The sequence below is a fragment of the Flavobacterium sp. LHD-85 genome, from assembly GCF_030929595.1.
Classification (GTDB): Bacteria; Bacteroidota; Bacteroidia; order Flavobacteriales; family Flavobacteriaceae; genus Flavobacterium.
Genome location: NZ_JAVFVR010000003.1, coordinates 267,017 through 289,082 on the forward strand (window position 1 = coordinate 267,017; position 22,066 = coordinate 289,082).

Annotated in this window: 23 protein-coding genes and 1 tRNA gene; 23 read left to right on the plus strand and 1 reads right to left on the minus strand. The window is 31.8% G+C overall.

The window, feature by feature from the left end:
• Positions 1-95: 95 nt before the first annotated feature.
• From RB618_RS07025 to RB618_RS07080, 12 genes are all read left to right on the plus strand, one after another.
• The gene (locus RB618_RS07025) at positions 96-971 is read left to right on the plus strand and encodes a hypothetical protein (protein ID WP_308068100.1); all 876 of its coding nucleotides are present in this window, start codon (positions 96-98) and stop codon (positions 969-971) included.
• Positions 931-3,297, plus strand: coding sequence for a hypothetical protein (locus RB618_RS07030; RefSeq protein ID WP_308068101.1), 2,367 nt, complete (start codon positions 931-933; stop codon positions 3,295-3,297). Before RB618_RS07025 ends, RB618_RS07030 begins: the two co-directional genes overlap by 41 nt.
• 5 nt (positions 3,298-3,302) lie before the next feature.
• The gene (mce, locus tag RB618_RS07035) at positions 3,303-3,707 is read left to right on the plus strand and encodes a methylmalonyl-CoA epimerase (protein WP_095928359.1); all 405 of its coding nucleotides are present in this window, start codon (positions 3,303-3,305) and stop codon (positions 3,705-3,707) included.
• A 146-nt stretch (positions 3,708-3,853) separates the two neighbouring features.
• A tRNA-Ile gene (locus tag RB618_RS07040) sits at positions 3,854-3,927 on the plus strand.
• A 165-nt stretch (positions 3,928-4,092) separates the two neighbouring features.
• Positions 4,093-4,821 carry a hypothetical protein gene (locus tag RB618_RS07045; RefSeq protein WP_308068102.1) on the plus strand — a complete coding sequence of 243 codons (729 nt, stop codon included), beginning with the start codon at positions 4,093-4,095 and terminating at the stop codon, positions 4,819-4,821.
• Positions 4,822-4,914: 93 nt separating this feature from the next.
• Positions 4,915-5,202, plus strand: a complete 288-nt coding sequence (locus RB618_RS07050; RefSeq protein ID WP_308068104.1) for a helix-turn-helix domain-containing protein — start codon at positions 4,915-4,917, stop codon at positions 5,200-5,202.
• A gap of 100 nt (positions 5,203-5,302) precedes the next feature.
• Positions 5,303-6,481 (plus strand): VapE domain-containing protein, encoded by a 1,179-nt coding sequence (locus RB618_RS07055; protein WP_308068105.1) that lies wholly within the window; start codon positions 5,303-5,305, stop codon positions 6,479-6,481.
• Between the two features lie 204 nt (positions 6,482-6,685).
• Positions 6,686-7,555, plus strand: a complete 870-nt coding sequence (locus RB618_RS07060) for a toprim domain-containing protein (protein ID WP_308068106.1) — start codon at positions 6,686-6,688, stop codon at positions 7,553-7,555.
• A 209-nt stretch (positions 7,556-7,764) separates the two neighbouring features.
• Complete coding sequence (locus RB618_RS07065; protein ID WP_308068107.1) at positions 7,765-8,283, plus strand: BfmA/BtgA family mobilization protein; 519 nt, start codon at positions 7,765-7,767, stop codon at positions 8,281-8,283.
• Positions 8,283-9,539, plus strand: a complete 1,257-nt coding sequence (locus RB618_RS07070; protein WP_308068108.1) for a DUF5712 family protein — start codon at positions 8,283-8,285, stop codon at positions 9,537-9,539. Before RB618_RS07065 ends, RB618_RS07070 begins: the two co-directional genes overlap by 1 nt.
• A 353-nt stretch (positions 9,540-9,892) precedes the next feature.
• Positions 9,893-10,093 (plus strand): hypothetical protein, encoded by a 201-nt coding sequence (locus tag RB618_RS07075; RefSeq protein WP_308068109.1) that lies wholly within the window; start codon positions 9,893-9,895, stop codon positions 10,091-10,093.
• A 132-nt stretch (positions 10,094-10,225) separates the two neighbouring features.
• Entirely contained in the window at positions 10,226-10,561 is a 336-nt protein-coding gene (locus tag RB618_RS07080; protein WP_308068110.1) for a DUF1016 N-terminal domain-containing protein, read from the plus strand.
• A 39-nt stretch (positions 10,562-10,600) separates the two neighbouring features.
• Here the strand turns inward: RB618_RS07080 and RB618_RS07085 are convergent, their stop codons facing one another.
• Positions 10,601-11,005, minus strand: coding sequence for an XRE family transcriptional regulator (locus RB618_RS07085; protein WP_308068111.1), 405 nt, complete (start codon positions 11,003-11,005; stop codon positions 10,601-10,603).
• A 180-nt stretch (positions 11,006-11,185) separates the two neighbouring features.
• On the opposite strand from RB618_RS07085, the gene RB618_RS07090 reads away from it, so the two are divergent.
• The 11 genes from RB618_RS07090 (at position 11,186) to RB618_RS07140 (ending at position 21,896) form a co-directional block, all read left to right on the plus strand.
• A complete protein-coding gene (locus tag RB618_RS07090) occupies positions 11,186-11,557 on the plus strand; it encodes a hypothetical protein (RefSeq protein ID WP_308068112.1) in 372 nt (123 codons plus the stop codon).
• Between the two features lie 234 nt (positions 11,558-11,791).
• Positions 11,792-13,408, plus strand: coding sequence for a hypothetical protein (locus RB618_RS07095; RefSeq protein WP_308068113.1), 1,617 nt, complete (start codon positions 11,792-11,794; stop codon positions 13,406-13,408).
• A 44-nt stretch (positions 13,409-13,452) separates the two neighbouring features.
• Positions 13,453-13,806, plus strand: coding sequence for a hypothetical protein (locus RB618_RS07100; RefSeq protein WP_308068114.1), 354 nt, complete (start codon positions 13,453-13,455; stop codon positions 13,804-13,806).
• A 1,041-nt stretch (positions 13,807-14,847) separates the two neighbouring features.
• Positions 14,848-15,615 carry a hypothetical protein gene (locus tag RB618_RS07105; RefSeq protein WP_308068115.1) on the plus strand — a complete coding sequence of 256 codons (768 nt, stop codon included), beginning with the start codon at positions 14,848-14,850 and terminating at the stop codon, positions 15,613-15,615.
• A complete protein-coding gene (locus RB618_RS07110) occupies positions 15,605-16,807 on the plus strand; it encodes a nucleotidyltransferase (RefSeq protein ID WP_308068116.1) in 1,203 nt (400 codons plus the stop codon). Before RB618_RS07105 ends, RB618_RS07110 begins: the two co-directional genes overlap by 11 nt.
• Positions 16,785-17,216 carry a hypothetical protein gene (locus tag RB618_RS07115; protein ID WP_308068117.1) on the plus strand — a complete coding sequence of 144 codons (432 nt, stop codon included), beginning with the start codon at positions 16,785-16,787 and terminating at the stop codon, positions 17,214-17,216. The genes RB618_RS07110 and RB618_RS07115 overlap by 23 nt, the downstream gene beginning before the upstream one ends.
• A gap of 54 nt (positions 17,217-17,270) precedes the next feature.
• Positions 17,271-17,867: a restriction endonuclease subunit S gene (locus RB618_RS07120; RefSeq protein WP_308068118.1), complete on the plus strand. Its 597-nt coding sequence runs from the start codon at positions 17,271-17,273 to the stop codon at positions 17,865-17,867.
• On the plus strand, positions 17,857-19,422 hold the full coding sequence (locus tag RB618_RS07125) for a type I restriction-modification system subunit M (RefSeq protein ID WP_308068119.1): 1,566 nt from the start codon (positions 17,857-17,859) through the stop codon (positions 19,420-19,422). Before RB618_RS07120 ends, RB618_RS07125 begins: the two co-directional genes overlap by 11 nt.
• Before the next feature lie 6 nt (positions 19,423-19,428).
• The gene (locus tag RB618_RS07130; RefSeq protein ID WP_308068120.1) at positions 19,429-20,646 is read left to right on the plus strand and encodes a restriction endonuclease subunit S; all 1,218 of its coding nucleotides are present in this window, start codon (positions 19,429-19,431) and stop codon (positions 20,644-20,646) included.
• A 22-nt stretch (positions 20,647-20,668) separates the two neighbouring features.
• A complete protein-coding gene (locus tag RB618_RS07135; protein WP_308068121.1) occupies positions 20,669-21,388 on the plus strand; it encodes a DUF3800 domain-containing protein in 720 nt (239 codons plus the stop codon).
• 4 nt (positions 21,389-21,392) lie between these two features.
• The gene (locus tag RB618_RS07140) at positions 21,393-21,896 is read left to right on the plus strand and encodes a hypothetical protein (protein WP_308068122.1); all 504 of its coding nucleotides are present in this window, start codon (positions 21,393-21,395) and stop codon (positions 21,894-21,896) included.
• Positions 21,897-22,066 lie beyond the last annotated feature (170 nt).

Sequence of the window (22,066 nt, forward strand, 5' to 3'; positions counted from 1 at the left end):
TTTTAATGCTATCATGCAGTAAAAACGAAAAACCGATCATCTCCTTTTATTACTGGAAAACAATATTGAAATTTTCTGAAACGGAAAAAGAGTCATTGAAAGAAAACAATGTTCAAAAACTCTATGTAAGATATTTTGATATTGGACTTCATCCAGAGTCAAATTTTCCAATTCCTATTAGCCCAATTCGATTTGAAGAAAATCTAAAGGAGTATAGTATTGTTCCGGTTGTTTTTATTCAGAACAAAGTGATGCTCCAACCGAATCTTGATGTAAATGATCTGGCTCAAAAAACGTTTGGTTTTATAGAACAAATCAATTCTAAAAATAAAATTGCGAGTCAAGAAATTCAAATTGATTGCGATTGGACATTAAAAAGCAAAGAGAATTATCTGAAATTTATAGAAGTTTTTAAAAAGCTTTCGAAGAAGAAACTTTCTGCCACCATTCGATTGCATCAAGTGAAATATTTCAAGAAAACAAAAATTCCAAATGTAGATTCCGGAGTTTTGATGTATTACAATATGGGATCGATTGCGCCCGATTCTCTAAATTCTATTTACGATAAAAAAGTGGCAGAACGATATCTTAAAAGTTTAAAAAGATATCCGCTGCATCTAGATTTTGCTTTTCCGATCTTTTCGTGGGGAGTTCATATTAGAAATAATAAAGTGATTGGGCTTCGTTCTAAAATGAATAGTAGAGCGCTTGAAAAAGATTCCAATTTTGAAAAAATGAGCCCTATTTTTTTCAGAGTAAAACATTCCAATTATAAAAATGGTGTTTTTTATGAAGAAAATGATCTTTTGAAAATGGAAGAAATAAAACCAGACGATTTAAAAGAAATGGCAGAAGATTTGCAAGATAATCTTGTTGAAAAGCCAAACGAAATTATATTTTACGATTTAGACGAATTCAATTTAAACAATTATGAAAAAAATACTTTTAAGCAGATTATTTCTTGCTTCTAGTGCCGTTTTGCTTTCTGCATTCGGAATTATATATGCTTGCGCAGACGGAGATTGGGATTCTTTTGGTTCTTATAACTCAAATTTTACACCAGAAACTTTTGCTGACAAATCGTACTCACCTTTGTTTTTATCTGGTGGGATTTTTTACGGAATTGGTTTTGATACCCAGCATAATTCTCGTTTCAATAAAAACATAAAATCAGATTGGGCAGATTATCTTAAAGGAAAAGCAGATACAACAACTGTCAATTATTTTTTGATTGGTGATGAAAAGCCGAGATATTATTCTGATGAAAAAGATGCTATCAAAAACAAAGAAGAAATTGAAGGTTTGCATGTTTATTATAAAACAAAAAAGGAAAATAAAAGCTCTCAGAAATGGAGCAAAAAGCTGAATTTGAAAGATGAGAAAGTAAAAAACTTTGTCGAATTTTTGTATTTGGCTCAAAAGATAGAAACGGTTTCAATTGGAGACGATTATTGGAGTTATGATCCTGTTGTGGCAAAAACTTTCAATGACGCTAAAATGATTCAATCTATCGAAAATGTGTACAATACTTTGTCGGATCCGTTTTTGAAAAACAGATATTGGTTCTTGACCATGAAAGCTCGTTTTTATAGTAACGATAAGCAAAAAGCAATTGACTTTTTTAATAAAACCGAAAGTGCTGTTGCCAAGAATACTTTGTATTATCGTGCTTTGGCGTATGTTGCTGGAATTAATTATAAACAGAAAAAATACGCGACTTCTAATTATTTATATGCTCAAGTTTTTGATAAATGTCCAGAATTAAGAGTCGTTACAGCTTATAGTTTTAAGCCAAAAAACGTCTCAGATTGGACTAAAGCTTTGGCAATGGCAAAAAACAACAAAGAAAAAGCAGCGCTTTGGGCAATTCACGGATATTACAAAGACGAAAAACAGGCAATTGAAAAAATCTATGAATTGGATCCAAAAAGCGAGCATTTAAATTATTTGGGAACAAGATTGGTTAATTCGCTGGAAGAAAAAATAAACAACTCATTTCAGGTGAGCAGCGGAGATTATAGTAAGCCGCCTACGCCACAGACTGTTGCAGAAAACAAAACGGAGAACAAAGCAAAAATTGACAATAGCGCAGTCGATTTAATTGCGAAAATTTCTGCTGCAGGAAATACCGAAAAGCCATATTTATGGGATATTGCAACGGGATATCTTCAAACACTAAAAGGTGATTATGCCAATGCAGAAAAGAATTATAACAAAGCAGAAAAGACACTTCCGAAAACAGAATTGGCAGGAATGCAGCTTCGTTTATTGCGTTTTGTAAACAATTTAAGCAAGATTGATAAGCTGACAGATAAAAACGAGAAAACTATTCTGGCTGATTTGAATTGGCTGTATTATGAACTTCCTAAAAATTATAAAGGAAGCGAATTTCGTTACCAAAATGCTTCTTCATGGAGCAGAAGCTATTTGTCACATTTGTATAAAGAAAAAGGAGATCAGGTTATGGCCGAGATTTATGGCGAATCACGCTATAGTTATTGGAACGACGGAAATGCTTATTATGACAATGAAAAGAATTTGCTGGCAATAAAAAGCTTTTTGGAAAAATCTAGTAAATCTGAAATCGAAAAAATTGGTGCAGGAATTTATAGTTTGAAACTGAAAGACATTAATAATTTTCAGGCGGTTCAGGCGACATTTAAAAACAAAATTCCAGAAGCGATTGAATTTATGAAACAAACCGATTCTGTTCAGTATGTTAAATTCTTAGGAAATCCGTTTAACGGAAATATTAAAGATTGCCATGATTGTGAGCATGCGGCGTATCAAAAAAGAAAATATACTTATATGGACTTCTTGACTACAATAAAAGAAATGCAGGATAAATTGGCTCAGAAAGAAGATGTTTACACGAACAGTCTTTTGCTTGGAAATGCTTTTTATAATATTTCTCATTTCGGAAACGGAAGAACTTTTTATGAAATGAGTATTGTGGGTTATGGCTCAAGTCCATATTCGTTTAGAAACACAATGAAAGAAATGATTACTAATAATTCGGTTTCTAAAATGTATTATCAAAAAGCTTTTGACGCCGCTTCAAACAAAGAACAAAAGGCAAAATGTTTGTATCTGATTTCGAAATGTGAAAGAAATGATTATTACAATAAAAAATACAACGCCGTAAACAGCTATTGGGAAATTCAAGATGATAAAGTTAATTTTATTGCTTGGAACTCATTCAAAGCTTTAAGAAAAGACTATTCTGATACCAAATATTATCAGGATGTAATTGCAGAGTGTGGTTACTTTAATACTTATATAAATCAATCAAGATAAGAGAAATGGTAAATAAAATAGAGCATATCGGGATTGCAGTAAAAAACATGGATGACGCGAATGTTTTGTTCGAAAAAATGCTTGGCGTTCCGTCTTATAAAATGGAAGCTGTAGAGAGCGAAGGCGTATTGACTTCTTTCTTTCAGACAGGAAATAATAAAATCGAACTTTTGGTGGCGACAAATCCAGAAAGTCCGATTGCTAAGTTCTTAGAGAAAAAAGGAGAAGGAATTCATCACATTGCTTTTGATGTTGATGATATCGAAGCCGAAATAGCGCGTTTAAAAAATGAAGGTTTTGTCTTGATTAATGAAGTTCCGAAGAAAGGAGCCGACAATAAATTGGTTGTTTTTCTGCATCCGAAGAACACAAATGGTGTTTTGGTGGAGCTTTGCCAAGAAATTAAATAAAAAAATGTCATTTTAATTTTTGAATAAGACGTTGAAAATCAATTTCGTTTTTGAGATTCAAAAAAAGATTTAAAATAAAATACAAATGATGTCTTAAAATATTTGGAGTGAATGAAAAATAGTAGTAATATTGCATCCTCTAAACCGGTCCTATAGCTCAGCTGGTTAGAGCACCTGACTCATAATCAGGTGGTCCCTGGTTCGAGCCCAGGTGGGACCACTAGTAAAATCAAGCCTTTGCAGAAATGTAAAGGCTTTTTTGTTTCTATCAGTACAACATTAGTACAACAAATTGCTGAACAGCAAAGATAGTAAACATTTCATTCTGTTTCAATTAGCTTTATTTTTAGTATTTTTATTCTTCAATTGAAAATAACCTAGAATTATGGCAAGAATAATTGAAAAATCTTTTTTCTTCCTTCATCGACAGATACAAAAGATAAATTCTATAACAACCGCCAAGAAGGTTACACTAATTTTTGTTCCGCTATTACCTATTTTGGCAGTTATCATCAGTATTTTTCAGATATACAATGGTAATTTTATTTTATTCTATTCGATAATTCTAATTTTAGGAGTTATTTTTTCATTTTTGCTTACCGTAGCATCTATCTTTTTTTTAAAAAATGATAATATTTTTAATCGATATAATAGAGAAAAATCAAATAGTAATTTATCTCAATTCCAAAAATCATCCAAATCTTCTGATGTTATTTCTGATAAAAAAATTACGGAACTATTAGACTTAAATAAGGAGGTCCTTAATCATTATTATATTGAATTTAGAAAAATTGAACTATTTAATGATGACACATCATTAATAGACTTTCAAAGTTTGATTGCTAATTGCTTAAAAAAATCTAATAACAATCATGTTTTTAGATTAGAAATTAGTGCTCAAGAAACATACGGTTTTATCAATGAATTTATGATTCCTTTCTTGACAAAATTAGATTCAAAAAGTGCAATTGAAAAAAAAAGGATAGCTTCAGTACTACAATATAAGAAGGCAGGGAAATATATTCCTGTAAATGAAAAAGCATCATCAGATAAAACGAGAATAGCTACTACACTTTATCAAAGAAAAATATACGAAAGCCTTCAAAAAATGTGAATTCTCCGAATTATTATGTGAGCAAGTCGCAACTCCACGTTTCATCTAGTTTCATTCCGGTAGTTTAGCCTCATAATTTTAAAAACTTAAATTATGAACCCACAAAAAATTACTGAACAGTTAAATGAAATTAAGATGATGATTATCAAGGGTAATCAGTTTCAAAAAGAGATCTTTACTATTAAAGACTTGATGGCCTATACAGGATTTTCAGATAGTACTATCCACAAATTATCTGCTAAAAAATTAATCCCTCATAACAAACCGACAAATGGGGCTTTATTCTTCGATAGAGTTGAGATAGTTGCATGGATCAGGGAGCATAAAGTCTATTCTGATGAGGAAGTTTTGTCTAAATTTTCCAAGCAATTAAAAAAATAAGCGCTCAAAAATCCACTTTTGAACGCTTAGAAATTTTTTATGTTACTAAAAAAAGTATATGCAAATATAGGCATTATACTCATTCATCAATTATCTATTTATGGAAGAAATAAGCGTATATGATGTGTCATCACGCAAGGATTCTGTGTATGACAAAATTCAAGAAGAATTATCTAAGTATTTTAAAATCAAGTTTAATGAAATTGCATTGGAATACGAAATTTTTGACGTAAACTCTGCCTGTAAAATTGATTTTAATGAATCCTCTCTGTTAATACATCTTCATAGAGAAAAATTAAATGTTAGTCCACAAGTTTTTAAAACATATTTAAAGTCTCATTTTGTGGAACGCATCAATCCACTGATAGAGTATTTTAAAGGTTTACCACCTTGGAACGGCAAAGATCATGTCAAAAGGTACGCCAACTATGTAAATACGGACGATAACGAATTGTTTTACCTCCATCTCCTTAAATGGGCTGTTCGTGCTGTTAAAACGGTATTTCTGAAGGAGGCGATAAATAAACACGTATTGGTGTTAGAAGGAGGTCAGAGTTTTGGTAAATCTTATTTTTTAAATTTTCTATGTCCAATCCAACTTGAAAAATATTTATATACAAATTTAGGAGTAGGAAGAGATGAACGTATCAAGTTGGCTAAATCTTTGATTATTAATGTTGAAGAATTAGACGTAATGGGAAAATATGATATCAATGCTATTAAAGCACTGATAAGTCAAGTTTCTGTTAATGAGCGTTTACCGTATGCAGATAAATCAACTTTACTCTATCGGACTTGTTCATTTTTAGCATCAACAAATCGTGCGGAATTTTTATGTGATGACTCAGGTTCTGTAAGGTGGATTATTTTTAGCGTCATTGAGAAGATTGATTTTTCCTATAGTAAAGAATTTAATATAGATGATTTTTGGTCACAAGCATACCATATTTTTAAGTGCCAAAAAGACTTTAAATCCGATTTAACCCAGGAGGAAATAAAAATCAATGAATTGAGAAATGAACGTTTTACTATTCAAACAGTAGAGAATGAATTTGTTTTAAAATACTATTCGACTAGTGATAATCTTTCAGATTTTAGGACACCATCGGAAATTGTAACAGAACTACAAGTTATGGGGCATAGATTAAATGCTCAGAAAGTTGGTGCAGCACTAAAAAAATACAATTTTACCAGAATCAAGCATGCAAAACGTCAAGTATATGGATATTTAGCAAAAACCAAATTTAGGGATTCTCCTTGGGGATTTACAGATTCTTAAATACACTTACCTAGTTACCTAATTGAAGTTTAATTGATTGAATTTAAGCGGTTTATTTAGGTAGGTAACCTATGATAATCAATACTTGACTTACCTTAATTAGGTAAACTAGGTAAATCAAAAATAAAGCCCTTTTTTTCTAATATGCTTAGTATAGCTGTCCAATTTCTTTAGGTAGCTAGGTAGGCAAAAATTCAAATTATAGTGAACGATATAGAGAAATTAAGAAATATTCCAATAATCAATATTTTGAAAAAATTAAATATTGAAGCGGTTGAAAAGAAAAAAGATCAGTTTTGGTTTAAAGCTAAGTGGAGAAATGAGCAAATGCCTTCTGTAAAATGTGAGCATAATCTTTTTTATGACTTTGGTGAAGGTTTTGGAGGTAATACTGTGGACTTTATTATGAAGTATTTTTCCATTGGTTTTTTACAAGCAGTTAGGTGGCTACAAAGTGAGGATGTTATTTTTTCTTTTGACCCGCCTATACAAAATGTTTTTCTGGAGATGAAAAAAGAAAAGTCATATCGTGTGGAAAGAATTCAACTTTTACAAAACAAGATTTTAATTGATTATTTAAATAAACGAAAATTGAACATCGAAATATGTAAAAGGTATTTAGATGAAGTGTATTATAGAATAAATGACAAGAAATATTTTGGAGTGGGGTTCAGGAATGATAAGAATCAGTATGAAATTCGAAATAAATATGCCAAGTTGTGTTTAGGTATAAAATGGTTTACATGGATTAACAAAAGCAAAAAGTCTTTGGTAATTCTAGAATCATGGTCGGATTTCATTTCATTATTGACGTTGTACCCAAAATGCGAAATGGAAAAAGATTTCTTGATTTTGAATTCTCTTTCAATGCTTTCGAAAGTAGATCAAGTATTAAATGCTTATTCTGAACTTTTGTTTGCGCTGGACAACGATGTTGCGGGTTCGAATGCAACGGAAAACTGTTTAAAAAAATGGAATTCGGTGGGAGCAAGATGTAAAGATATTAGGTATCTGTTTCATGGTTCAAAAGATATAAATGAGTACTTGATTTTAAATACTAAAATGAGTGTTTAGGTTTATGTATGAATATCATTGCTTTGAAGAGTTATACCTGTAATTTATTAGCAAGTAGGACAGGGGCGGAAAAACCCCTATCCTACTTGCTCTGCGAGGCTAGAGCCTTGAAAATAAGGCTTCCTTTAAGAATGAAGTTTATAAGATTTTATAATTTAAATATAATCAAACACGCAACTAACTGATTATCAGTTTTAAAAATTATAATTATGACTAAAAAAAGTATTATTATAGATGAAAAAGCTCATGCAGAACTTGGGAAATTATCTGAAAGTTTGCGAATAAACTTGGGTGCTCTTATACAAGAAATGATTTATTATTTCAAAAAAACCGGTATCGATCCTAAAGATGCTATAAACAAAGATCCATCTTTAATGGTTGCCGCTTTAGATAAAAGGATAGTCTCTTTTTTAAAAGTTCAAGAAAGAGATATTTTGAAACCATTAAGACAAGATGTTTTTAATTATCAAAATACTCAAAAGGAAGAAATCTCAAAACTAATTATTTCGATAAATAAACTCTTAGATCAACATTCAGAACGAGCAGCTGAAATAAAAAAGGCTCATTTCGAGAATCTGAATAAAATAAATAGCAATGATGTAGAAAGAACTAAAATGGTAATTTCTGAATTACAGAAAAATAGACAAGCCATTTTGCTTATTTGTAAACTATTAGATGACAAAAACAAATCCGGTACTTTGGATAAAATTAAATCTCTTTTTTCATAATGCCAATATCTAAACCCCATAGTACACTTGGAGCGGACAATAAAGGAAGTTGTTCCAACTTGGCTATTTACTTAGAAAAGGAAAATGAAGAACTAGATAAAATTATCAAAAAGTCTTCTTCATTGAATGAAATAACTCAGTTAGAAAACAGGAAACAAGGTTTCTTTACAGCTTCAAAGGTTAATATTAGTACGATAGATGTTATTAGTGCTATCGATAATAATAAAAGAAAATTAGGAGCAAATGATGCTAAATATTTTGCTCCAACAATTAGCTTCAGTGAGAATGAGTTGAGTCATATTGCTTTTCTTGCTACCGGAAAAAGAGAAGTTACAAGTGTTTTGGGCTTAAATTTATCTGAATTAGAGCAATTTAATAATCTTATAACAGAGTATGGACGAAAAGTAATGGACAATTATGCTTTGAATTTTAATCGTCAAGATAAAGGAATTAAAGCAGGTTCTGATTTAGTTTATTTTGCAAAAATTGAGCATTTTAGAAAATACAAGGGTACAGATAAAGAGGTTCTCAATGGTAATGAAATTTCTGGAGAGTATAAAAAAGGGTTGCAATCTCACATTCACATAATTGTTTCCAGAAAGGATAAAACACAAATATTAAAATTAAGTCCTACTTGCAATGAAAAACAGACCAATAGAAAAATTGGTAATAACGAATATCAAGTGGGATTTGATAGAGTAAAATGGATCAATTCAAACGAAAAAACTTTTGATGAACATTTTAATTATAAACGAAAAGAGCTTGAAAAATTTCAAAATCAAAATATTTTAAAAAATGGAAATCCTCAAGACAAACATGAAATCAATAAGAAAATAGAAATTGAATCGATTAATAGGGATGATATAAAAAAACAAATTAAGAATGCTCATTTCAATGTTTTGATGACAAAACCAAACAACTTAAAAGAGTATCAACAACGAATGATGAAATTTGCAATTCAAGTTTTACCAACAATAAATAAAAATGGTTTTATCCAAGAAAATCACTTTTTTCACGAACAATCAGGGATAAATTTCAAAGGAAGTGAAGTTGATCAAAACTTAAAACTCCATGAATTATTTAGTGATGATAGTAAAACAACGAGACAAGTGCAACAAACTGAACCGTCATTAGAGGACTGGAAGATTAACACTGGAAGATTAACATCCATTTTATCATCTCTTCTTTTTGAAACTGCTCCAGATGTTGATTATGAATTTCCAAAAAGAAGGAGAAAAAAAGCGTTAAGACGATGATTCAATATAAAAATACAATAGTATAAGAAATCAAATAAAGGAACTATTTCGATTATTTATTGATTAATTCTTCAAGCCTTGCCATCATTTCATCTTTTTCTTTCAGTATGCGATCAAATTTGATAGTGAAACAAAAGATAAGAGGTAAACGGGTTGTTGTAGTTATATTTCGTATCCATATTATCAGGTTAAACCTGACAATATAGCTATAATACGCAATTTTAGTGTGTCAGAATAAATATAAGTATCGGATAAATTAAATCCCTTTTGAGGGGTTTTTTAATATCTTAGCAATTAAAATATCAGATTTTAATCAAAATCGCATTCCACAAAAATTGTAAAATAATGTACGTATGAACATTGCCCAAATAGAACAAAATCTTCATGACTTGATTCTGGATTTCAATATTCCCGCCGCTAGTAATTATAACACAGTTGAATATGACCGTGCTATAAAAGGTTATGAATATAATTCTAAAAGAACTTTCTTAAATTCTTGCGAAGTACTTATCGATACTTTTAGATTATGCAAAAAAAGAGGATCATTAAGATAACCCTTTTGAAAGCGACTAAGAACAACTGAAATATCTTTTCAAATTGATATAAAAAGATGATTTTGGAAGAAAAAGAAAAAGTGACCTTATTTCAAGAAGAGAAGAAAGTTAAAAAGCAAAAAATAGTAAAAAATGAGTGAAGTAAATTTGTTTGATTTGGAATACAAAAAATGGATTTCGGAATTGAAAATCAAAATCCGTTCTACCCAGATAAAAGCGGCAATAGCTATAAATACCGCTTTGATTCATTTTTATTGGGATTTAGGTAAAATGATTTCAGAGAAACAGACCGCTTATGGAACCTCATTTTTAGAACAAGTTTCTAAAGACCTAAAAGGAGAATTCCCTGAAATGAATGGTTTTTCGGTGACCAATCTCAGGTATTGTAAGCTGTTTTATAACTATTTGGCAAATCATCCCCAAATTGGGGATGAAAGCGATATTGTAAAGAGGCTGTCCAAAAAGTAAGGACAGCCTCTTAATTATGAAATAAGAATTAATCCCAAATTATTTATTGATTAATTTTTCAAGCCTTGCCATCATTTCATCTTTCTCTTTTAGCATACGCTCGTACAAAGCAATTTTTTCTTCGTGAAGTTTAATCAATTTGTCTATTGGATCATTATTGAAAGTCGGGTTGTAATTTATCAAACCTTGAGTATCGTGAAATGTGTTAGAAATGATATTTATTGCTTGATCTTCATCAAAATTTTTAAAAGCTTCAACTGGAATTTTTAATACTCCCGAGATTTGCTTAAGCAGACCATCTTCAATTACATCTTTTTGCTCCAGCATAGAAATTTTCTTCTGATTCCAGTCTTCACCTAAATCATAAGCTAATGCTTCTTGCTTTATGTTAAGCATTTCCCTGAAGCGTTTTACGTTTCTTCCCTGATGAATTTTTTGTTCCATGATGAGTGTTTGTTTTCTAAAGGCTCAAAGATAAAGCCATTCGGATTAAAAAGTCTGATTTCCAAAGGTAGAAAAATATCCGGTAAAATATCCCTTTTGTCAGATATAATATCCGATTTCCGAATAGATTATCCCTTTTAAAGAATGGAACTTCGCTAGTGAAAATTAAATCTTCTCACTATGAAAAAGAATAAAATATCCTTCGAAACAAGGTTTTGGGCGGGTTTTGAGACGACAAATTTATTCGAGACTGTTGAAGCCTTTTTTGACTATGCACATCTTGACTATTATAAACAGACTTTAAGCGAGGGAGTGATCTATAGCTATAAGGGAAAAATTTATAGGCGGGATAATCTCTCCCAGATTTTTGTGTTCTATTTAGCGATTCGCTCTTTTCTTAAAGTCTGTTTCCTTTTGCGGGCGAAAAGCAAAAAATGGAAAGTGAAAGAGTCCGAAAAAAATAAATCAGTCCTGCATCTAGCATCTCTTAGCAAAGAAGAATATGAAAATCCATTATTGTATTTGAAAAAGCATTTTACGGGAAAACCGTAAAAGAATTTGAAATATTCCTCTGTGAAATCGTACACCTTTCGATGTCTTCCTCCAAAGGAAAATCTGATTTAGACATTGTCACTCCCTATATCTATTTAATCAAAATGCTTGATGCAGCACGACTTCTGACAGAAAGAGGTATAGAAAAGATTAAAAAAGAGGAACAACTTGGGGAATAATTTATCCCAAATCGGAATTGAAAATCCTTTATCCAAACTTTAAAAACACGGCATTATGAGAACTTCAGAAAAACTTACATTTCCAAAACTCCAAAACGAGTATTTAGAAAATATACTCAGACAACTTGTTCGTCAGCATAACATTATTCAACTATTTTTTACAAAATCAGCATCTTCTTCCTTTTCACATCTTATTGTCCACATTGAACAAAGTATGGATGCCAAAAATCTTCAAGAAAGCAAATGGGTCAAAAAAGTTTGGAAAAGCTGTCAAATTGATGTACTTTTTATCTACACTTCAAAACTTGAACATCGATTTTCTTTAGGTAATCCCTTTTTTGAATTGTATTGTCGTCCTTCCGCTATTATCTACCAAAATGAATCGGTAGATTCTATTGTCAATAAAAGAGACTGGAAAAAATACAAGAAACGTTTTAATGTTCTTAAAGAAAATTTTTATCACGATTACGACCTCCATAAATCTCAAATCCAAAGCCTTATTTCAGAAGGTTCATCAAACAGTGTTTTTATGTCCTTTGCAAGATTAATTGAATATGATCTTGAATATTTAGAAGAATTGTATGCTGGAAAAAAATCTGACTGCTTGAGTTTAGATGAAAGAATCGCTAATCTCACAGAATACATTCCAGCTATTCAAAAATACTTCGTAAAAAAGAGCGGAAGCAACTATTATCTTACCGATTTGTTTGCGCAGGCAAAAGAAGCCGCCAGCAATGATGAGGCTGTATATAAAGAAGAAATGTATGAAGCTGTTGGAATAGCGGAACAAAATCTTTATCGTCTTATTGAAGAACGGTTTGTAGAATTCAAGAAACTGATAAAAAAAGGTTATCTGGAGAAAAAAAAAGATTCATGCCAGATTGATGTCAAACCTAAAGATATAATCCTTGACAATGCTGTACAGACCATCTTAAAGTTCGTTGAAGCAGAACAGATTTACCTATATCATCAAATAACCTGCTATGAAAAACAGACTTATTATCTCATGCTTATAACTGCGGGGGCGGGCAATGAAAAATTAAAATTAATTACCGACTACTTAAAAAATGAAACAGGTAGAAAATTTAATTTCGTTTTGATCAGCCACAACCGTTACTGGATACAGAATAACCTCTATGGATGTCAAAGTTTCTTTGCTAAAATTATTCAAGACAATAATTTGATTTATTCATCCAGTGCATATCACCCCGATTTTCACTGGGAGGTTCCTCACAACCCATATCACGGTGATTTATATTTTTTTTATAAATCGACAAAAGAAAGTGCTCTACAGTTTTTTGAGATAGCCAATAACACTAAAGAAAACTACTGCGGTCTGGATTCCCTCTTTGCATTGTTTTTCCTGTCGTTTTGCAAAACCTTCATTTTTGTTAAAACCTATTATATTCCTAATTGCTTGTCAAGTCAGGCATTGTGGGAACTATGTATTTATGCAGATTCTGACATAAGAAAGCATAATTATTTACTGGAGCAGTTTTGGATTGACTTCTTTCCTTATTTAGACAAGCATCGGACTGTTTTTCAAATGTTGTCATCAAAACTGGACAAAGAAAAGGTTATTCAGATGAATGTTATTGTTGAGAAACTGATGTATGAATTGCATGATTTGGTTATTGAAGGAGAGTTACTATTGAAATCTGAACACGATTGATAATTTATCATTTAATAAAATTAATCGATTTAAAAATAAAAACCATGGAAACAAATGAAATTGAAAAGCTAGAGACCATTAAAAGATTAACTTCCAATTGTCTCAGTATGTTGAGACCAGTTGATGATAAAAGAATGATTCATAGTGCTGAAATAAAAGTATATGATTATTATGAACTTGCCTCAGTTATTAGAAATCTGATGAAGTTATGTATAGTGGCTCTAGATCATGATGGCGCTGAAGTTCCTAATACTATCGAAAATAAGTCGATTGATGTTGGGCTTATTCTTGGGATTGCCTTGCAGTTATTTCCAATTGATGAATTCGAACTGCTAAATGAAATAAGCATATTATTTCCTGCTGATTCTAGAAAAGAACATGAAAATATTATCCAATAAGTAACAACCCAAAATTTGTTTTCATAAAGGAGAGAGCCCTGCAATTGCGGGGCTATTTTCATTAATAAATTGTCTCAATTGTTAAAATAGATGTTTTGCTGGAATGCTATAAACCAATTTTTTACTGCAAAAAAAGAATTCAACTTTACTTTTAAACTTACACACTTTTTAGGACAGTGTTATAAAAAAGTAAAACATAAAAGTGCGCTAGATAGTGAAAAATTATAATTATCTTCCGTTTCCCCTATAATTGCAGATTCCCCTCTAAATTCATTGTCAATTCTTATTAATACCACCATTTTTCCATTACCATGAAAGACCATTTTATAATTTTCTAGCGGCAACATGTCAAACATTTCGGGAACGATTGCAATGTGATGGTCGAAATACTCATCAGTCGCTACGAGCAGTTTATTGAGAACAACAAGGTTACTCACATCACTACCAACCTTGCCGCTTCAGAACTGGAAAACATTTACGGGAATAGAGTCCGTTCCACATACGGCAAACGCTCAATCTCATTGCTTTCAATAAAGATGCAAAAAATAAAAGATAATTAAATCTCCAAGAATACAAAAAACTAATCCTGAATAAATACTTAATCGCCTCTGTATGTAATAGTCAATATTTTTCTTTAAAAAAATCACCTTTCCCATAAAACATAAAACGCTAATAACAAGCGGATTGCGTCGAGCGTGTCGAAATTTTTTGTTTTGTAATTAATGTACTGTGATTTTTTATTTGTGTTTTTAAAAATTAATAGTATATTTGTAATCAAATTACTGGGATAAAAAAAAACCAGACACTACGCCAATAGTTTCTGGTTTATATAAAAGTTTAATTGTTGACTAACAAAAATCAGTACTGGGCTTAAGAGTACAAAATAGAGACTGGTCATCTCACAATGATTTGAGTATTTAATGTCAATGTGTGTATTTTGTACTGCAAAAATAGAATTTAATTCCGTATTTGCAACACTTCATTGATTAGAGTGCTCCATTAAGCAAAAAATAATTTTAATAATTTATAAATTTTATGCTAATGGCTGAAACTATTTTAGCAGCACTAGGTATGGCTGCAGGTAAGGTTATCGTAAAAAAAGCAACAGAGAAGTTGTTAGATAACAAAGACAATATTTATACCTATTTACAATCCAATTTTACAAAAATCAAGGACGAAGATGTTCGGTTTTCTTTAAGTTATCTCATCCGAATTAAAATTCCGGGGACTTCAAAGTTTTTATTAGTACGAGGTCATCGTATCAAAGACCAATTGCAGCCTGTTGGCGGTGTTTACAAAAAACTTAATGGTTTTGCAGAATTTGAAAAATGGGGCTATAAAGAAGATTGTGGTGCAAATGGAATTAAGTTAGATGATATCAGTAAAGATGATTTGCGCTTTCGTGTAAAAGGCAAAAACGCTTTAGATGTTATTAAATGGTTTGAATCCAGAAAAGACCGTGAGACAACTTATGAACGTGAGTTTAACGAAGAACTCATTGCAGACCATGGTTTTGATAAGGATATTTTTTACACAAAATCATTCAGAGAAGTACAAAAAGTGATGAAAGTATTTGGCTATAGTACATTTCATCAGTGTTATGAAGTACTTATTTATAACATCGTCGAGTTTCTTCCAACTCCAGAACAAGAAGCAGAACTCAAAAAACTCTTGGGAAATCCTCGCAAATTGGGTGATGATTTTATGATAGTAGACATCAGTGAAATCGAGAGACTTTTTGTAATGGAAAATGAAGAGCAGATTGCTAAAATTGGAGCGCATACCAAATACCTAATCAATGAAAAATAATATGAAGAAATATACAGAACAAGAATACAAAAAAGATGAGCTTTTAGCCATCATAGCAGCTAACTTAGAGTTAGATGCAACACGAAAACAACAAATGGAAACAGCCTACAGAGCAGTTAATGATGTACTATCGAAAGACGAAAAGTTTTTTAAAGACTACATCATTAATGTCTATCCTCAGGGTTCATTGTTAATAGGAACAACCATTAAGCCATTACCGGGAGAGGAATTCGATTTGGATATAGTACTTCACATAGAAAGCTCTTATTTACTCCATACCCCAGCCGAAATTTACGATGCATTATATAGAGTATTAAGCAATCACGACACATACAAACCTCTTCTAGAGAAAAAAAATCGTTGTGTGCGTATTGATTACAATAGTGACTTCCACATGGATATCCTACCGGGTTGTATCATTACGATAAACAACAATAGGTTAATGATTGCAGAAGACGAGCGTAGAATTTCATGGTCAAGAACCAATCCTAAAGGCTATGCAGAATGGTTCAAAGATATTGCTGAAAGAAATAAAGGAAGTTTTATCCTTCATGAACGTTATAATTTGATGCTAAAAGCCGCTGTAGAAACGGAAGATTTACCTTTAGAAGTGTATCAAAAAACGCCTTTGCAAAGTACAGTGCAAATTGTAAAACGCTATCGAGATTTGTTTTTTCAGGATAAAGACACTACAAAAATGCCAGCAGTTTCCAGTATTGTCTTAACCACTTTATTAGCTCAATGCCATGAAGGGAATTTATCTATTCAAGAAGCTTTAATAAATGCCTCCCAAAAATTACGGAAGCTTGCGGAAGCTTATAAATTGAGAAAAGAAAAATTTGCAGTCTATAATCCTGTAGACAACCATGAAGACAAAAGTAAAAGAGAAAATTTTACTGACTCTTGGGAGGACAAACATTATGCAAGTTTTGTAGCTTTCATAGATGATTTTGCTAAAAAACTAAATGCTTTTTTAAACACGGATACCAATGAAACAACGTATAAGGATTTGTTTGGTAATGGTTTTTACAAGCAAAACGTTCAAACTTTGGTAAAATTAGAGGAAAGATTAAAAGGTAATCCACAACTTACCACTTTACTCGCAGGGAATGCTTTTACAGATTCAAGAGGAAATATCAATGCAACAACTGGTGTAAGAAATGGTAACCATGGATTTTATGCTGAGTCCTAAAGAACGAGCCCAAAAATATTGGGCTGGTTTTTTATACAAAACCCAAATCGAATGCGAAAGAGCCTTTGATTGGTTGCATTTTGAGGTAAAGGGTCAGATATTATTGGCTACCGGTTCTTTAGAACGAAATGGCAGGACATATCATTTTAAAATAGAATGGTCACCTTTTTTTCCTGGGAGATTCGATAGAGTTTGGGTTGAAACCAAAAAACTAAAGAAAAGTTTTGATACACATTTTAATGGTGATGGTTCACTTTGTCTATACCATCCAATTAAGGATTTAAAAGGCAGGCCATATGTTGAATTAGTCGATATAATCCCTTGGATTTCTGAATGGATGTGTTATTATGACAAATATCTTGACTATAAAGTTTGGTTAGGCCCTGAACATCCTCATAATTTTAACTAAATTAACCCGCTCTTACTGTAGAGCTAAGAGCGGGTTTTAAATAATTGAAAAACAATGAAAAAGAGTAGTAAACTTCTCGATATTGTTAAGCTTCGTTCTGGTATGGTTGTACCAAAAACGGCTAATAATGACGAAAACTTGCTCACAAATGCCTTTGTTAGAATGATTGGAACTTCCGATTTTGATGACGATAGTAATTTAAGTAGTAATATAGAACCCAATGTATTGTATAAACCCGCTATCGAAAAAAACTTTTTACAGCATGGCGAGATACTATTCAATGCTAAAGGCCGTCGCTTTTTTGCTTATTTATTTACGAATGAATACGAAAACACAATCGCAAGTGCCTCCTTTCTGGTTTTAACTTTAGACAATAGTGCTGTTTTACCTGATTTTATGGTGTGGTACTTAAATCATCCGGAAACTTTAAAAGTATTCGATCCTAAAATGTCAACTCAAGTAATGCCGTCAATAACGAAACAAGAATTAGGCGATTTAGAAATTATAATACCTCCTATCGAGGTTCAGGAACAAATTGTAGCACTGGATAAGTTAAAAAAGAAACAAATACAACTTCAAAAAGAATTAATTGCGTTAGAAGAAAATTACATTAACACACTAACGTATAAAAAGCTAAAAAATGAATACTAAAATAAGTCAACAAACCATAAACAATACTGTATGGAAAGCCTGTGACACTTTCCGAGGAACGATAGATCCATCACAATACAAAGATTACATTCTCACCATGTTATTCTTAAAGTATGTAACTGATGTGTACAATGAGAAAAAAAAGGAGTATGAAGCCAAATACGAGGGTAATGATGAACGTGTAAAAAGAGCTTTAGAAAGAGAGCGTTTTATTGTTCCTGCTGAATCAAGTTTTGATTATTTATACGATAACAGAAGTAATCCTAAGGTTGGAGAAATGATAAACCACGCACTAGCGGAATTGGAAGAAGCCAATCGCGAAAAACTAGGTGGTCATGATGGCTCTAATATTTTTAGAAATATAGATTTCAACAGTTCCAATTTAGGCGATGCCAAAAGTAAATTAGCACGATTAAAAAATCTATTAAACGATTTCAAAACTTTAAATCTTTCTTCTACTAATTTAGAAAACAACGATGTTATTGGTGGAGCTTACGAGTTTTTGATTGCCAACTTCGCTTCTGATTCAGGAAAGAAAGCAGGTGAATTTTTTACCCCTGCTGAAGTATCTACTTTATTGGCCAAATTAACCAAATCTAGACCGGGTTCGCGTATTTATGATCCCACTTGTGGTTCTGGGTCATTATTAATTAAAGCCGGTCGTGAAGTGGGCGACAACAATTTCTCACTATATGGTCAGGAAGCTAATGGTAGCACGTGGGCATTAGCAGTTATGAATATGTACTTGCATGGTTACGACAATGCAATTATCCGTTGGGGTGATACCATTAGAAATCCTAAACATCTTGATAATGGCAAGTTGATGTTGTTTGATACTGTCGTAGCAAATCCACCTTTTTCACTAGATAAGTGGGGGATTGTAGACGAAAAAGATAAAGAGAATGATCCAACACATGCATCTACGTATGACGCAGCTGCCGATCCATACAACCGTTTTCATAGAGGATTACCACCTAAATCCAAAGGGGATTGGGCTTTTATTTCTCATATGATAGAATCATTAAACAATACTGGTAAAGCGGGTGTTGTAGTACCTCATGGTGTGCTGTTTAGAGGGGCTTCCGAAGGTAAAATCCGTAAAGAAGTTTTAACAGAAGATTTGATAGAAGCAGTTATTGGACTGCCATCCAACTTGTTCTTTGGTACGGGTATTCCAGCTGCTATCATCATTTTTAATAAGGAGAAAGTAAATAAAAACAAAGTTTTACTTATCGATGCCAGTAAAGATTTTATGCCCGGGAAAAACCAAAATATATTAGGTATAAATCATATTCAACACATTGTAGATGTTTTTACTCAATTCCATGATCAAGTTATGGATAAAGGTGTTGTTGAGGAAAAATTTGCTTTTATTGCTGACTTAGAGCAAATCAAAGAAAACGACTTTAACCTCAACATTCCACGTTATGTGGACACTTATGAGGAAGAGCAGGAAATAGATTTAGTAGCTACTCAAGCACGTATTACAGACTTAGAAAATGAGCTGGCGGAGGTAAAATCTGAAATGGAAAAATATCTTCAATTTTTTAAGTGATTTACTATGAAAGAAGGTTGTAAGAATTCTGAATTAGGGATTGTTCCGGATGGATGGATGATCAAGAAACTAGAGACGATTTTGAAAAATTATTCATTGGGCGGTAATTATGAGAATATTTCAGTGGAGTCAAATTCCCCGTTGATAAAAATGGGAAATATTGGTCGAGGAAAAATAGATTTAAGTAATATTGAATACTTGTCCGAAAATATAAAGCATTCAGTAGATGATGTTTTAAAATTAAATGATATTTTGTTTAATACTCGTAATACTTTAGATTTAGTAGGCAAAGTTGCGATATGGAAGAATGAGTTACCTTTTGCTATCTATAATTCTAATTTATTGCGAATGTATTTTAAAGAAGAATTTATTGATAACAATGATTATGTAAATTATCAATTTAACTCTGCATTATCATTAAATAATTTGAAAAGATATGCAACTGGTACAACGAGTGTAGCAGCAATTTACACTAAAGATTTATTAAAATTAAGATTTTTAGTTCCTCCCCTTCTCGAACAAAAAGCCATCGCCGACTGCCTTTTGATATGGGACAAAGCAATTGAAATGCAAACTCAACTTATTGTGACTAAAGAACAACGTCAAAAAGCATTAATGCAACAATTGTTTACCGGTAAAAAAAGACTACCCGGTTTTACTGAAAATTGGAAAGAAGTGAAGTTGGAGGCTTTATTTGAAGAACGAAATGAAACCAAAGTAGAGAATTTACCACTATTGTCCATCGGTCAAGATGGTGTTTACCCACAAACGGATTCAAACAAACGTGATATTTCTAATGCGGATAAATCAAAATACAAAAGAATTACACCTGGAGACATTGGTTATAATACCATGCGCATGTGGCAAGGGCGGTCTGCGTTAAGTAGTCTAGAGGGAATCGTTAGTCCTGCATATACAATTTTGACACCTAAAAATAATGTAAACTCCTATTATTTCTCATTACTATTTAAAACAAGTAAGTTGACCAATCTATTTTGGAGAAATTCACAAGGTTTAGTTGATGATACACTTAATTGTAAATACAAAGATTTTTCCAAAATTAAATATTCTGTCCCTACATTTGAAGAACAAAATGCCATTGCATTGATCTTAAAAACTGCTGAAAAAGAAATCCAATTAGAAAAGCAAAAATTAGCTGAATTACAAGAGCAGAAAAAAGGATTAATGCAACAATTACTAACGGGAAAAGTGAGATTGGTATAATTTAAATACAGATTAAACAACTATGGAAAGAATAATCTATATTGATGAAAGCTGTCATCTCGAAAATGATCAATTACCGCTGATGTGCATAGGTTACACAAAAATAGATAGTGGCAATTATGAAACGTACAAGAATGAAATAAAAGCCATTAAGCTGAAACACCATGCACCTACCGAGATTAAATGGAACAAATTATCCATGTCTCGTTTGGAATTGTATAAAGAATTGATTGATTATTTTTTCCTGAAAAACATTCAGTTTCGTGCCATTTTAGTAAAAAACAAAACACAGCTCAACCACACTAAGTATAATAAAGGGGATCACAATTCCTTTTATTATACTTTGGTGTTTTTATTATTACGAAATCCGTACGTCAACTTAAATCATGATCAATTTAAAGTTATTCTGGATATCAAAGATACCCGAGGTAAAGAACGTTTGAAAAACTTAGATCTTCGTTTAAAAAAAGAGTATGAATCAAAGTACGGGCAAAAATCTCCATTTCATTTTTTTCAACACATCCGCTCTGACGAGAATGTGTTTTTGCAACTAACGGATTTGTTCATAGGTGCCATCACTTACAAAGCCCGTAAAGCCCATAAACAAGAAAATGCCTCGGAGGTCAAAAAAGCTGTGATACAGTATCTCGAAGAAAAATCGGGTTATGTATTACACGATGGTACCAATCCGCTGGAAGAAAAGTTTAATATTTTTGATTTTCAAATCCAAACCAATCATTAACAGTATGGAAGAACACGAATTAGACCTGCTGGAAGATTTATTTGAGTATTTGGATTTAGATGGCCCTGATAAAGACCAAATGTTTCAGTTGTATGGTATTTTCAAACAAGATATGATTACAGAACCCATTTTCATTGGAAGTCAGCAGGTGGGTTATGATAATCGAAAATCAACACATCCCTTATTTAAAGGTAAACCTGTAGGTTTTGAACATATTTGTACTCGAGAAAGTAAATATTCAGGAAGAAGAAATTTTGATCCTGAACGCACTAATAAAATCCATTGGATAAAACCCGTAATCCATAATCAGGCGGATAATAGAGTTAAATATTTTGAAAGGTTACATTTTAACGGTCAAAACCAACGGTATTTTTGGTTAGAAACCAAGAGTTATGTAGTAATCGTAAGAGAAATAACTCTAAATTTACAATTGGTTACTGCTTTTAAAGTTGATAAAACAAATGAAAACAGCTTTAAAAAATGGTATCAAGAATACAAAAAGGCATAAAAAAACCCCACTTCGTAAGTGAGGCACGTATCTTTAGGCAATACGACTGATGCAACAATTGTGCTAAGCCAAGTCCTTTACCCTTTGGGTATTGACACCACAAATGTAGTACATTTTTATAATAAAAAACAAATATTTTGTTTTTTAAATAGAATAATGCCTAGTTAATC

Coding starts and splice junctions, on each gene's coding strand:
- RB618_RS07110 (WP_308068116.1), top strand. CDS start 15,605: ATGAAAAATAATATGAAGAAATATACAGAACAAGAATACAAAAAAGAT.
- RB618_RS07090 (WP_308068112.1), top strand. CDS start 11,186: ATGAAAAAGAATAAAATATCCTTCGAAACAAGGTTTTGGGCGGGTTTT.
- RB618_RS07125 (WP_308068119.1), top strand. CDS start 17,857: ATGAATACTAAAATAAGTCAACAAACCATAAACAATACTGTATGGAAA.
- mce (WP_095928359.1), top strand. CDS start 3,303: ATGGTAAATAAAATAGAGCATATCGGGATTGCAGTAAAAAACATGGAT.
- RB618_RS07140 (WP_308068122.1), top strand. CDS start 21,393: ATGGAAGAACACGAATTAGACCTGCTGGAAGATTTATTTGAGTATTTG.
- RB618_RS07135 (WP_308068121.1), top strand. CDS start 20,669: ATGGAAAGAATAATCTATATTGATGAAAGCTGTCATCTCGAAAATGAT.
- RB618_RS07050 (WP_308068104.1), top strand. CDS start 4,915: ATGAACCCACAAAAAATTACTGAACAGTTAAATGAAATTAAGATGATG.
- RB618_RS07100 (WP_308068114.1), top strand. CDS start 13,453: ATGGAAACAAATGAAATTGAAAAGCTAGAGACCATTAAAAGATTAACT.
- RB618_RS07085 (WP_308068111.1), bottom strand. CDS start 11,005: ATGGAACAAAAAATTCATCAGGGAAGAAACGTAAAACGCTTCAGGGAA.
- RB618_RS07070 (WP_308068108.1), top strand. CDS start 8,283: ATGCCAATATCTAAACCCCATAGTACACTTGGAGCGGACAATAAAGGA.
- RB618_RS07105 (WP_308068115.1), top strand. CDS start 14,848: ATGGCTGAAACTATTTTAGCAGCACTAGGTATGGCTGCAGGTAAGGTT.
- RB618_RS07115 (WP_308068117.1), top strand. CDS start 16,785: ATGGATTTTATGCTGAGTCCTAAAGAACGAGCCCAAAAATATTGGGCT.
- RB618_RS07080 (WP_308068110.1), top strand. CDS start 10,226: ATGAGTGAAGTAAATTTGTTTGATTTGGAATACAAAAAATGGATTTCG.
- RB618_RS07130 (WP_308068120.1), top strand. CDS start 19,429: ATGAAAGAAGGTTGTAAGAATTCTGAATTAGGGATTGTTCCGGATGGA.
- RB618_RS07045 (WP_308068102.1), top strand. CDS start 4,093: ATGGCAAGAATAATTGAAAAATCTTTTTTCTTCCTTCATCGACAGATA.
- RB618_RS07030 (WP_308068101.1), top strand. CDS start 931: ATGAAAAAAATACTTTTAAGCAGATTATTTCTTGCTTCTAGTGCCGTT.
- RB618_RS07055 (WP_308068105.1), top strand. CDS start 5,303: ATGGAAGAAATAAGCGTATATGATGTGTCATCACGCAAGGATTCTGTG.
- RB618_RS07065 (WP_308068107.1), top strand. CDS start 7,765: ATGACTAAAAAAAGTATTATTATAGATGAAAAAGCTCATGCAGAACTT.
- RB618_RS07075 (WP_308068109.1), top strand. CDS start 9,893: ATGAACATTGCCCAAATAGAACAAAATCTTCATGACTTGATTCTGGAT.
- RB618_RS07095 (WP_308068113.1), top strand. CDS start 11,792: ATGAGAACTTCAGAAAAACTTACATTTCCAAAACTCCAAAACGAGTAT.
- RB618_RS07120 (WP_308068118.1), top strand. CDS start 17,271: ATGAAAAAGAGTAGTAAACTTCTCGATATTGTTAAGCTTCGTTCTGGT.